Below are 12571 nucleotides of genomic sequence, written 5' to 3'. Positions count from 1 at the left end.
CGGCGGTAGGGGCGGCCTCGGATTTGGTTATGCGGCGAGGGTGCTGGCGGCGGGCTCGGCATCCTCCAGTGCCAGTGCCAGGACGTCGGCGACGTCGGCGACCGGGTGGATGTTCAGGCTGTCCCGCACCGACTCCGGCAGGTCGTCCAGGTCCGGCTCGTTGCGCTTGGGGATGATCACACCGGTCAACCCGGCACGATGAGCCGCCAGCAGCTTCTGCTTGACGCCGCCGATCGGCAGCACCTTGCCCTGCAGGGTGACCTCACCGGTCATCCCGACCGACGACTTGACCGGTCGTCCGGAGGCCAACGAGGCCAGCGCGGTGACCATCGTGACACCGGCGCTCGGGCCGTCCTTCGGTACGGCGCCGGCCGGAACGTGCACGTGGATCCGGTGATCGGCCAGCTTCCCCGCCTGATCCCGCGACCGCAGGTAGGACAAGGCGATCTGCACCGATTCCTTCATCACGTCGCCGAGCTGACCGGTGAGCACCAGGCCGGGCTCACCCTCCATCTCGGTCGCCTCGATGAAGAGCACGTCGCCACCGGCCCCGGTGACGGCCAGCCCGGTCGCGACCCCCGGCACCGAGGTGCGCTCGGCCGATTCCGGCGTGAACCGTGGGCGACCCAGGTAGTCCTTCAGGTTGTCGGGCGTGACCCGTACGGTCTGGTGGTCGCTGTCGGGCGCGTCGTCGTTGTGAGCCGACTCGTCCTGATCATGATCGGCGGCCTTCCGATCCACGCTGTCCAGCTCCACGGTGACCTTGCGCAGCACCTTGGCGATCGCCCGTTGCAGCTGCCGGACGCCGGCTTCCATCGTGTATTCACTGGCGATCAGGCCGAGGGCCTCATCACTGAGCACGACGTCGGTGTCCTCCAGGCCGGCCTTGGCGATCTGCTCCGGGACCAGGTGATCGCGAGCGATCGCGACCTTCTCGTCCTCGGTGTAGCCGTCCAGCGCGACGACCTCCATCCGGTCCAGCAGCGGCTGCGGGATGGTGTCGATCACGTTGGCGGTGGCCAGGAACAACACATCGGACAGATCAAGATCGACTTCGAGGTAGTGATCACGGAAGGTGTGGTTCTGCGACGGGTCCAGCACCTCCAGCAGGGCGGAGGCCGGATCGCCACGGAAGTCCGAGCCGACCTTGTCGATCTCGTCCAACAGGATCACCGGGTTCATCGAACCGGCCTCGGTGATCGCACGCACGATCCGACCGGGCATCGCACCGACGTAGGTCCGCCGGTGGCCACGGATCTCGGCCTCGTCCCGGACACCGCCCAGGGCGACCCGGACGAACTTGCGACCCAGCGCGCGAGCCACGGACTCACCGATCGACGTCTTGCCGACGCCGGGCGGTCCGACCAGCGACAGCACCGCACCCGAGCCGCGGCCGCCGATCACCGACAGCCCGCGACGGTTGCGCCGCTGCCGAACGGCAAGGAACTCCACCAGTCGCTGCTTGACGTCATCGAGTCCGGCATGGTCGGTGTCCAAGATCTCCCGGGTGTGGGTCAGATCGTCGGAGTCCTCGGTCCGTTCACTCCACGGCAACTCCAGCACAGTGTCCAGCCAGGTCCGGATCCAGCCCGACTCCGGGGACTGCTCGCTGGTCCGCTCCAGCTTGCCGACCTCGGTCAGCGCGGCCTTGCGGACGTCGTCGGGCAGCTCGGCCTGTTCGACCCGGGTCCGGTAGTCGTCGGCACCGTCCGGCTCGTCCTCGCCGAGCTCCTTGCGGATCGCGGCCAGCTGCTGGCGCAGCAGGAACTCCCGCTGCGTCTTCTCCATGCCGTCGCGGACATCGGTGGCGATCTGGTCGGCCACCTCCTGCTCGGCGACATGCTTCTTGGTCCATTCGATCAGCTTCTCCAGCCGTACCTCGACGTCGGGTTCGGCGAGCAGGATCAGCTTCTGTTCCTGATCCAGGTACGGCGCCCAGCCGGCGGTGTCGGCGAGCTGGCCCGGGTCGGACAGCTTCTGGATCGAGTCGATCACCTGCCAGGCGTTGCGCTGCTGCAGGATCGAGGTGACCAGCGGCCGGTACTCGGCCACCAGCTCGGTGGCCCGAGCGGTGTCGGCATTCACCTCGTCGATGGCGTGTGCCTCCACCCACAGGGCAGCACCCGGGCCGATCACACCGGAGCCGATGGTGGCGCGGGTTTCAGCGCGGACCACGGCGGCCGGCTCGCCACTGGGCAGTCGGCCGACCTGGACCAGGGTCGCGATCGTGCCGACCGGGGCGTATTCGCCGTCCGGCCGGGGAACCAGCAGCAGTTTGTCGTCAGCGGTCTGGGCGGCGTCCACCGCTGCCCGGGACTCCGACTCGTCCAGCTCGATGGGGATCACCATGCCCGGGAGCACCACCGAGTCGGAGAGCGGCAGTACGGGCAGATTCTGGATGTCGGTCATGTGCTTCTCAACCGCACCGATCCCAAATCCATTCCAGGGTTGAGTCGGGTTCGCTCAAGGTGAACAGCGGGCCCCTGAGGATCTCGGCAGCGATCCTCGCGCTCGGCGACCAGCCGGAACACCCTTGACCACCGACCGACCGCAGGTCAGCCGGTGAACGCCGACCGGTTCCGCGCTGCCCACCCGGCAAAATCTGCCCCCGGCCGACCCAGCACCTCGGCGACGGCTGCGGTCGGACGGGCATGCCGACCCTCGCGAACCGCGAGCTGGGATCCGACGATCTCCTCGGCGACCGCCGTCGGCCAGCCCTGGTCCAGGTAGTGCCGACGACTCTCCTCGGAGGTCAGATCAGTGACCGGAATGCGCCGGCCGAGCAGGTCGGCGAGTACGGCGACCTGCTCCGGCACGCTGATCGGGGCCGGTCCGGTCAGCGTCAGCGCCGTGCCGTCCAGGCGATCGTCGAGCAGCGCCCGGACCGCGACGGCGGCGATGTCCGCCGGATCGATCACCGGCATCGCACCGTTACCGGTGGTGTTGATCACCGGGCGACCGGCCCGGATGTCGTCGGCCCAGGACAGCGCATTGCTGGCGAAGCTCGCCGGACGAAGACTGACCCAGCGCAGCGTGTCCGCGCCGGCCAGCGCGCGTTCGCCGGGCGCGTGCCAGCCCGCGGGTGCGTGGCTGCCGAGATCCGGTTGGTCGGACTCGGGTGTGGTGCCGATCGCGGACAGCTTGACGATCTTGGTCACTCCGGCACGGACTGCCGCGGTGATCAGGGCAAGATCATGGTCCGGAATCGTCGGCCCGGGTGCTGTGGCCAGGAAGACTGCGCGGACGCCCTCGGTCGCGGCCGCCAACGTCGGCGGGTCGTCGAGATCGGCCGCGACAGCGTCCACTCCGGCGACCGAGATCCGGTCCGGCTGCCGGCTGATGGCACGGAGCGGTTCCCGACGGAGTGGATCGGTGCTGAGTAGTTCGAGGACGTGATGGCCGACGGTTCCGGTGGCTCCGGTGATCAGAATCATGATCACCAGCATCGGTCGACATCCACCGCCCGGATAGGAGAATTGGGACGACCTCGCGGGGCGATGCCGGCGACCGGCGGTGATGCTCCTACGCTGGACGGATGCCAGACCGGGTCGGTCGTTCGTCGCTGGTGCCCGAGCTGCGAGATTGGGCTGCCGGTGTCGACATCATGATCATGGAGCGACCGGGCTCGTCACTGCCGGGAGCCGAACGCGTACCCCGCGTCCAGGTGCATCCACCCGAGGTGGGGACGTCGGTGGTCTGGGTCTGGCAACCGGGGACCGACGGGCGGACCGTCGTCCTACCACCCCGTGGGCAGGCGGAGTATGCAGCAGGTAAGGCGGCGTTGCGAGCTGTCCGGCTACGCCTGCGGCCCGGGGTCGGCGTCCTGCTGGGTGAGCCGCCTTCCGACGAGCCGTCGCACACAGCGGCGGCCGGCGGCCTCGTCGATGCGGCGGCGGCATTGCAGTCGCGGGTGGCCGAACGGCTGGCCCGCCGAAGCTTCCGCGACCTGACCCGAGCCCGCACCGCGGTGCAGGCGATCGCCGCACTGGAGAGCGCCGGTCCGCGACGGCAGAGCATCGCCGATGTGGCCGACCGGTTGGCGTTGAGTCGTCGCCAATTGCATCGGATCGTTGTCCAACAGACCGGCATCGGGCCGAAGCAGGTCGCTCGGATCGGCCGGGTCCGTCGGGTGCTGGCCGCTGTCGGCCGAGGGCGCGTGGACTGGGGTGATCAGGCCCTGCAAGCGGGCTACTACGACCAGTCACATCTGATCAGCGATTTCACCGCGATCATGAAGGTGACACCGCAGGCGTACCTCGAGCGACGGCTGCCGACTCCGACATCCTGCTGACCCGACAGACCGTCGGTCGGCGACGACGATCGGTTCGAATTCCGGCCGAACCGGTGTCGCAGGTGGGATGATCGGATTCACGGACTCGGGTGACATCGTGGAAACACGAGAGTGGAGCGAATTCGATGACTGTGCCCCCTGCAGACGACCCCGCAGCGACGCCGATCGGCAGCACCTTCAACGCCATCGCCGGCAAGGTCTGGCTGTGGCCGGTGATCCGTGGCGTGCTGGCGATCATCCTCGGCATCATCGCGCTGGTGGCGCCGCTGTCGACGGCGGTGACGTTCGCGGTGCTGGTCGGCATCTACGCGATCGTCGACGGTGTGATCACCCTGATCGACGCACTCCGGCACCGCGGCTACGGCGGGGTCGGGCTGCGGGTGGCGGTCGCCGTCATCGACATCATCTTCGGCATCCTGGTGCTGGTCTGGCCCGGACTGACGCTGTTGGTTCTGGTCTTCCTGGCCGGCTTCTGGGCGATCGTCCTCGGTGCCCTGGAGATCGTGGTCAACATCCGCAGTCGGCGTCAGCACAGCGGCTGGATCTGGGGCGTGGTCACCGGTGCCCTGGCCGTCGTCTTCGGCATCGTGATCGTCGTCCAGCCCGGCATCGGCCTGGTCGCCCTGACCACCATCCTGGGCATCTTCGCGATCCTCTTCGGGCTGTTCTGGATCGCCGTCGGCCTGATGATCCGCAAGGCTGGTCGCTGACCTGGTCCGCGGCACGCGGAGGGTCTTGAAGACCGCGCTAAACCTGGAGGTAACAGCTGATCCCTCGCAACCCCAGATGGGGCCGCCCCGGATCGTGCACAGCGTACGAAAGGTGGCTTCATGGCTGTTCTCCAACCGAGCCAGGACTTCGGCTCGCTCGCTCACAAGGTGTGGCCCTGGTCGATGACCCGCGGTGTTCTCGCGGTGATCTTCGGCATCCTCGGCTTCGCCGTTCTGTTACCGCTCGGGTCGATGCGCTCGTTTGCGCTGCTGATCGGGATCTTCGCGATCCTGGACGGCATCGCCAACGGGGTCGAGGCGACCCGACGGCGTGGCGCACCGCTGATCCTGCGTGGTGTGGCCGGACTGGTCGGGGTCGTCTTCGGCGTCCTCGCGATGATCATGACCGGGATGTCGATGACCGGCCTGATCTGGGTGACCGCGATCTGGGCCTTCGTGATCGGCGGTCTGGACGTGGTCAGCAATCTGATCGAACGCAGCAGTGGACATCGGGACTGGATGTTCGGACTGATCATGGGAGCGGTGGCGGTCGTCTTCGCTGTCCTGGCCGTGATCATGATGCCGGCGATGACACCGCTGATCTGGTTGGCCGCGATCGCAACCATCCTGTGGGGCGTCGCCGGAATGATCATGGGAGGTAGCGAACGCAGCGCATCCCGCAGCTGATGGTCGCATCGACCGGTCGGCGACGATCGCCGACACAATGACCGGGGGAACGGTACGGGTGCCCGGGTGGTCAGCCACCCGGGTTCCCTGCCGGCCTCCGGTAGAGGACAATCGCGTTCGTGGAGAGCACTGACGAGGTGTTGAGCGACGCGCCGGCCGAGCAGGAAAGTCTGCGTACGGTGCTGATCGCGTTCGGCGCGAATCTGCTGGTCGCGATCGCCAAGACGGTCGCGGCCGTGCTCACCAGTTCGGCCTCCATGGTGGCCGAGGCCGCCCACTCCTGGGCCGACGCCGGCAACGAGATCTTCTTGCTGTTCGCCGACCGCAAGGGTTCCCGCGAGCGCGATGCCGCGCACCCGATGGGCTACGGCCGGGACAGCTATGTGTGGAGCATGTTCGCCGCGTTCGGGCTGTTCACCGTCGGAGCCGTGGTGTCGATCATGCACGGCATCCAGGAGCTGTCCGGCGACGAGCCCGGTGGCAACTACCTGATCAACTACATCGTGCTGGCGGTCGCGTTCGTCCTGGAAGGCACGTCCTTCCTGCAGGCCTTCCGACAGGCTCGGTCCTCGGCCCGCCGGCTCGGCAGCCAGGAGACGTTGTCGTTCGTGCTGCGGACCTCCAACCCGACTCTGCGGGCCGTGTTCGCCGAGGATGCCGCCGCGCTGATCGGGCTGCTGATCGCCGCGGCCGGGATCGCCGCACACCAGATCACCGGGTCGCCGATCTTCGATGCGATCGGCTCGATCCTGGTCGGCGTCCTACTGGCCGTCGTGGCGCTGGTGTTGATCAACCGCAACCGACGCTTTTTGGTCGGTCAGGCGGTCAGCCCGGCGCTGCGCCGCACCATCCTGACCGAGCTGCTGACCCATCCCGATGTCGACCGGATCACCTATCTGCACGTCGAATTCGTCGGCCCCAGCAGGGTGTATCTGGTGGCGGCCATCGACCTGGCCGGCAATCGGAGGGAGGACGACCTGGCCGTCCATCTGCGACGGATCGAACGGGAGTTGGAGACCCGGGATGCGGTCGAGGAGGCAGTGCTCACGCTGTCCACCCAGGATGAGGAATCACTGACCGCCTGAGCAGAACCGGCGGCACGATCACCGACGAGAGGAACGACATGGCAGTCGACATCGGAATCCAGCTGTTCTCGGTGCGCAACAGTCTCGGCGCGGACCCGACCGGAACGCTCACCGCGCTGATGGACCTCGGATTCACCCGGATCGAGGGCGCCAATCATCAGGCGGCGACCGACGACGGCATCGGCTTCGGAATCCACGCCGACTTCCTGACCGAGTTGATCAACGAACGCGGAGCGTCGGTGATCGGCTGCCACATCAATCCGCTGGACCTGGACCGGCTGCCGCGGGTCCTGGACTTCCACCAGCAGATCGGCAATCCGCGGATCGGCTGCGACATCGAGTTCTACCCGTACGGCGACGTCGACTACGTCAAGCGGCGGGCCGAGACGTTCAACCGGATCGGCCGGCTCTGCGCCGAACGGGGGATGGAGTTCTACTACCACAACCACTTCCAGGAGTTCCAACGCTTCGGGGATCAGCAGGTCTACCGGCTACTGCTGGAACACACCGATCCCGAGCTGGTGAAATTCGAGCTGGACACGTTCTGGGCCTACCGGGGTGGAGCCGACCCGTTGGAATGGCTCGCCGAGTTCGCCGACCGCTACATCCTGATCCACCAGAAGGACTTCCCGGCCGACGCCACCCAGCCGCTGAACCTGTACGACGGTGTGGTCGACCCGGATGCGCCGATCACCATGGAGCTGTTCGAGAAGGTCGCACTGCCGGAGACCTTCACCGAGGTCGGGACCGGGGTGTTGCCGATCCAGGACATCATCAACGCCGTCGACAAGCTGCCGAACTTCCGCTTCGTGCTGCTGGAACAGGATCACAGCACCCGAGGCGAGCTGGCGTCGGTGAAGATCAGCCGGGACGCCTTCCTCGGCTACGACAACGTGAACGCCTGAAGGTCCCTGAGCTTGTCGGTCCCTGAGCTTGTCGGAGGGCGGTGGCTTGCTTGCGGTCTTTCGACAAGCTCAGGTCCCTGGGGTGGGATGATCGGCGGCATGCTTCCGGCCGACAGTCACGTGCACAGCGAATGGTCCTGGGACACCGGTGGGCCGGCGGCCAATCCGGGCCGGATGGAAGCCACCTGCGAGCAGGCGATCAGGATCGGGTTGCCGGTGGTGATCTTCACCGAGCACTTCGACTTCGACGGTTGGATGGTCGATCCGCAGGATATCCACGGCACCGAACAGGTCTCCGTCAGCGACGCCGGTCTGCTGATGCCGGCACCCCTTGACGTCGAGGGTTATCTCGACTGCATCGACCGCTGCCGACACCGGTTCCCCGAACTGCGGATCCTGACCGGCGTCGAGTACGGCCAACCGCATCTGTCCGATGATCAGGCCACGCGGCTGATCGATCTGACCACCCTGGACCGGGTGAACGGTTCGCTGCACACCCTGCAGAACGGCGACGCCCGCAGCGAGCCGTACACGCTGTTCCGGCACTGGCCGGCGGACCGCGTCATCGAGGAATACCTGGCGGAGGTGCCGCGGATGGTCACCGGGTCGGACAGCTTCGCGGTCTTCACCCACCTGGACTACGCGGTGCGCTACTGGCCGGTCGCCGAGCAGGGACCGTTCGATCCGCGCCGTTTCGAGGACGGCTTCCGGCAGGCGATGCGGGCGATCGCCGGCAGCGGGCGGGCGCTGGAGATGAACACCCGCCGACTCTGGCCGTGGATCCCGCAGTGGTGGGCCGAGGAGGGTGGCCGGGCCGTCACCTTCGGCAGTGACTCGCACGTCCCGGCAACGTTGGCCGACGGTCTCTCCGAGGCGGCGCTGATGCTGGAGCACTTCGGTTTCCGGCCCGGCCGGCGTCCGGAGGACTTCTGGACCCGCTGACGATCGCGAAGAACGCAGCAGCACTGACACCCTGACCCGGCCGGAGCGCCCCGTCGGGGCCAATGCTGGTGCGTTCTTCGCGCCGTCCACCTGCGAGACTGGTCGGGTGCGAGACGTCGTCATCCTGGGCAGTACCGGTTCCATCGGCACCCAAGCGCTGGAGGTGATCGGCGATCGGCGTGAGCTGTTCCGCGTCGTCGGGCTCGCCGCAGGCGGCAGCAACATCAAGCTGCTGGCCCGGCAGGTGCTGGACTTCGCGCCGGCGGTGGTCGGGGTCAGCCGGGCCAGCGCGGTGCAGGATCTCCAACTCGCGTTGTACGCCGAGGTCTCCCGCCGCGGCTGGAACAAGGGTGAGGTGACCCTGCCCAAGATCGTCGCCGGCCCGGCGGCGCCCAACGAACTGGCCGGGATGGCCTGTGACGTCGTCCTGAACGGGATCACCGGCTCGGCCGGTCTGCCCGCCACGCTCACCACACTGGCCCAGGGCACCACGCTGGCCCTGGCCAACAAGGAGTCGCTGGTGATCGGCGGAGCGCTGGTCACCGGTGCCGCCGCCGACGGTCAGATCGTCGCGGTCGACTCCGAACACTCCGCGATCGCCCAGTGCCTGCGCGGCGGCCGGGCCGAAGAGGTCGACCGGCTGATCGTCACCGCCAGCGGCGGACCGTTCCGCGGAATGACCCGGGACCAGATGGCCGATGTGACGCCCGAACAGGCGCTGGCCCACCCGACCTGGAACATGGGCCGGGTGATCACCACCAACTCCGCGACCCTGGTCAACAAGGGACTGGAGGTGCTGGAGGCCCACCTGCTGTACGGCATCGATCTGGACCGGATCGACGTCGTGGTGCATCCGCAGTCGATGATCCACTCGATGGTGCAGTTCACCGATGGCTCGACGCTGGCGCAATGCTCGCCGCCGGACATGAAGCTGCCGATCGCGCTCGGGCTGAGCTGGCCCGACCGACTCGCCGACGTGAGCCGGCCGGTGGACTGGAGCCGGGCCAACACCTGGACCTTCGAACCGCTGGACAACGAGGCGTTCCCGGCGGTCGATCTGATCCGCCGGGCCGGCGCCACCGGCGGTACGGCCCCGGCAGTGCTGAACGCCGCCAACGAGGAATGCGTCGACGCCTTCCACGAGGGCCGGATCGGGTTCACCCGGATCATCGACATCGTCACCGAGGTGGTCGATCAGCATCTCGGGGAAGAATTGGCCGATTCACAGCCGCAGGCGGGCCGCCGAGATGGGGTCGAGGACGGCTCCGACGTAGGATCGCGATGGACCTCGAGCAGCGACCTCACCGTCGAGGCGGTCCTGGAGTCCGACGGCTGGGCACGTCGACGGGCCGCCGAGCTGTGCCGGAGCTGACCCAACCGGACCCGATCCAACCAGACGTGATGCAGCCAGACGTGATGCAGGGGAGAGCAGTGCTGAGGAACGGACACGCGAGAGTGAGGCGAGCGTGCACATCCTGATCTATCTCGCCGGCGCGGTCGTGTTCTTCGCCATGATCATGGCCTCGGTCGCCCTGCACGAGGTGGGCCATCTGATCCCCGGCAAGCTGTTCGGCGTCAAGACCACGCAATACATGGTCGGCTTCGGGCGGACGCTCTGGTCGACCCGCCGCGGCGAGACCGAGTACGGCGTCAAGGCGATCCCGCTGGGCGGCTACTGCCGCTTCGTCGGGATGTATCCGCCGGATCCGAAGTCGGGCAAGGTCCGGCAGGCCCGTACCGGGATCTTCCAGTCGATCGCCGACCAGGCCCGGGAGGCCGAGTGGGAGGACATCAAACCCGAGGATGACGGCCGACTCTTCTACCAGAAGAAGACCTGGCAGAAGTTGATCATCATGATCGGGGGCCCGGGGATGAACATCATCCTGGCCTTCCTGATCCTGCTCGGCGTCAGCCTTGCCTACGGGATGCCGAAGACGACCCTGCAGGTCGCCGTCGTCAACGACTGTGTGATCTCGGCCGCCCGGCAGACCAGCGGCGACCTGACCTGTCGGCCGTCCGACCCGCCGACCCCGGCCAAGCAGGCAGGCCTGCGGGTCGGCGACGTGATCACCACGTTCAACGGTCAGCAGGTCGGCAGCTGGGACCAGTTGTCGGAACTGATCCGTACCAACCGCGACGGCGTCGCCAGGATCGGCGTGCAGCGGGACGGCAGGACGGTCGCCCTGAAGCCGGTGCACACGGTGATCAACGGCGTCCAGTCGCCGACCGATCCGTCGAAGGTGATCGAAGCCGGTTTCCTCGGAGTCTCGCCGCGTTCGGAGCTGGTCAAGGGCGGCCCGGTCGCCGTCCTCGGCCAGATGTGGTCGATGACCGAGCAGTCCTTCCACGCGATCATCCGATTCCCGGTCAAGGTCTACAACACCGCCGCCAACCTGGTCACCGGCAAGCCGCGGGACGAGAACGGGCCGATGAGCATCGTCGGCGCCAGCCGGATCGCCGGCGAGGTGAGCGCCACCGACAAGATCGACGTGCCGACCAAGGCCGCGCAGATGTTCTTGCTGCTCGGCTCGGTCAACCTGTTCCTGGCCCTGTTCAATTTCGTGCCGCTGATGCCGTTGGACGGTGGACACATCGCCGGCGCACTGTACGAGGGGATCCGGCGCTGGCTGGCCCGGGTCCTCGGCCGGCCCGATCCCGGCCACGCCGACACCGCGAAGATGCTGCCGGTCGCCTATGTTGTAGGTGCGGTGATCGCGGTCAGCGGGGTCGTGCTGATCCTGGCCGACCTGATCGACCCGATCACCTTGTTCTGAGTGAGTGGAGAGACGAACTGATGACAGCGATCAACCTGGGACTGCCCGCCATGCCGCCGGAGACCCTGGCGCCCCGGCGGAAGACCCGCAAGATCAAGGTCGGCAAGGTCGAGGTCGGCGGTGACGCCCCGGTCAGTGTCCAGTCGATGACCACCACCCTGACCGCTGATATCAACTCGACCCTGCAGCAGATCGCCGAGCTGACCGCCGCCGGCTGCGACATCGTCCGGGTCGCCGTACCCAGTGCCGACGACGCGGCCGCGCTGCCGGCGATCGCAAGTAAGAGCCAGATCCCGGTGATCGCCGACATCCATTTCCAGCCGCGGTACGTGTTCGCCGCGATCGAGGCCGGCTGCGCCGCCGTCCGGGTCAATCCGGGCAACATCAAGGCCTTCGACGACCAGGTCAAGGAGATCGCCCAGGCCGCCACCGAGGCCGGGGTCAGCCTGCGGATCGGCGTCAACGCCGGCTCCTTGGACAAGCGGCTGTTGGCCAAGCACGGCAAGGCCACCCCCGAGGCGCTGGTGGAGTCCGCGTTGTGGGAGGCCAGCCTGTTCGAGGAGCACGGCTTCCGCGACTTCAAGATCTCGGTCAAGCACCACGACCCGGTGGTGATGGTCAAGGCCTACGAACAGCTGGCCGAGCAGTGCGATTACCCGCTGCACCTCGGCGTGACCGAGGCGGGACCGGCGTTCCAGGGCACGATCAAGTCCGCGACGGCGTTCGGAGCCCTGCTCAGCAAGGGGATCGGCGACACCATCCGGGTCTCGCTGTCCGCGCCGCCGGTCGAAGAGGTCAAGGTCGGCATCAAGATCCTGGAGTCGTTGAACCTGCGGCCGCGCAAACTGGAGATCGTCTCCTGCCCGTCCTGTGGCCGCGCTCAGGTCGACGTCTACAAGTTGGCCGACGAGGTCACCGCCGGGCTGGAGGGGCTGACCGTACCGTTGCGGGTCGCGGTGATGGGCTGCGTGGTGAACGGACCCGGTGAGGCTCGCGAGGCCGATCTCGGGGTTGCGTCCGGCAACGGCAAGGGGCAGATTTTCGTGCACGGAGAGGTGATCAAGACGGTCAAGGAGAGTCAGATCGTCGAGACACTGATCGAGGAAGCGATGCGACTCGCCGAGGACATGCCCGAGGTGGAGGGCAGTCCGGAAGTCAGCGTCGGTTAGGTTGCGGA

The 12571-nt window shown here is 67.4% G+C and carries 11 protein-coding genes; 9 read left to right on the top strand and 2 right to left on the bottom strand.

The window, feature by feature from the left end; genetic code table 11:
• Positions 1–27: 27 nt before the first annotated feature.
• Both lon and BLU38_RS03220 read right to left on the bottom strand, forming a co-directional pair.
• The gene (gene lon / locus BLU38_RS03225; RefSeq protein WP_197679970.1) at positions 28–2409 is read right to left on the bottom strand and encodes an endopeptidase La; all 2382 of its coding nucleotides are present in this window, start codon (positions 2407–2409) and stop codon (positions 28–30) included.
• Positions 2410–2555: 146 nt separating this feature from the next.
• Complete coding sequence (locus BLU38_RS03220) at positions 2556–3434, bottom strand: NAD(P)H-binding protein (protein WP_091531801.1); 879 nt, start codon at positions 3432–3434, stop codon at positions 2556–2558.
• A gap of 101 nt (positions 3435–3535) precedes the next feature.
• Between BLU38_RS03220 and BLU38_RS03215 the strand changes: the two genes are divergently transcribed.
• The 9 genes from BLU38_RS03215 (at position 3536) to ispG (ending at position 12563) form a co-directional block, all read left to right on the top strand.
• Entirely contained in the window at positions 3536–4291 is a 756-nt protein-coding gene (locus BLU38_RS03215) for a helix-turn-helix domain-containing protein (RefSeq protein WP_091519762.1), read from the top strand.
• Positions 4292–4416: 125 nt separating this feature from the next.
• Positions 4417–5001, top strand: coding sequence for an HdeD family acid-resistance protein (locus tag BLU38_RS03210; RefSeq protein ID WP_091519758.1), 585 nt, complete (start codon positions 4417–4419; stop codon positions 4999–5001).
• A 120-nt stretch (positions 5002–5121) separates the two neighbouring features.
• Positions 5122–5688 carry a DUF308 domain-containing protein gene (locus tag BLU38_RS03205; protein ID WP_091519755.1) on the top strand — a complete coding sequence of 189 codons (567 nt, stop codon included), beginning with the start codon at positions 5122–5124 and terminating at the stop codon, positions 5686–5688.
• Positions 5689–5807: 119 nt separating this feature from the next.
• Positions 5808–6773: a cation diffusion facilitator family transporter gene (locus BLU38_RS03200; RefSeq protein ID WP_231920152.1), complete on the top strand. Its 966-nt coding sequence runs from the start codon at positions 5808–5810 to the stop codon at positions 6771–6773.
• 38 nt (positions 6774–6811) lie between these two features.
• On the top strand, positions 6812–7678 hold the full coding sequence (locus BLU38_RS03195; RefSeq protein WP_091519751.1) for a sugar phosphate isomerase/epimerase family protein: 867 nt from the start codon (positions 6812–6814) through the stop codon (positions 7676–7678).
• A 99-nt stretch (positions 7679–7777) separates the two neighbouring features.
• The gene (locus BLU38_RS03190; RefSeq protein WP_091531792.1) at positions 7778–8620 is read left to right on the top strand and encodes a PHP domain-containing protein; all 843 of its coding nucleotides are present in this window, start codon (positions 7778–7780) and stop codon (positions 8618–8620) included.
• Positions 8621–8726: 106 nt separating this feature from the next.
• A complete protein-coding gene (gene dxr, locus BLU38_RS03185) occupies positions 8727–9992 on the top strand; it encodes a 1-deoxy-D-xylulose-5-phosphate reductoisomerase (RefSeq protein ID WP_091519748.1) in 1266 nt (421 codons plus the stop codon).
• Between the two features lie 94 nt (positions 9993–10086).
• On the top strand, positions 10087–11394 hold the full coding sequence (locus BLU38_RS03180; protein WP_091519745.1) for a M50 family metallopeptidase: 1308 nt from the start codon (positions 10087–10089) through the stop codon (positions 11392–11394).
• Between the two features lie 20 nt (positions 11395–11414).
• The gene (ispG, locus tag BLU38_RS03175) at positions 11415–12563 is read left to right on the top strand and encodes a flavodoxin-dependent (E)-4-hydroxy-3-methylbut-2-enyl-diphosphate synthase (protein WP_172836060.1); all 1149 of its coding nucleotides are present in this window, start codon (positions 11415–11417) and stop codon (positions 12561–12563) included.
• Positions 12564–12571 lie beyond the last annotated feature (8 nt).

The sequence above is a fragment of the Microlunatus soli genome (assembly GCF_900105385.1).
GTDB classification, from domain to species: domain Bacteria; phylum Actinomycetota; class Actinomycetes; order Propionibacteriales; family Propionibacteriaceae; genus Microlunatus; species Microlunatus soli.
The sequence above is the reverse complement of the archived record's forward strand: the minus strand, read 5'-3'. Positions and strand labels throughout refer to the sequence as shown.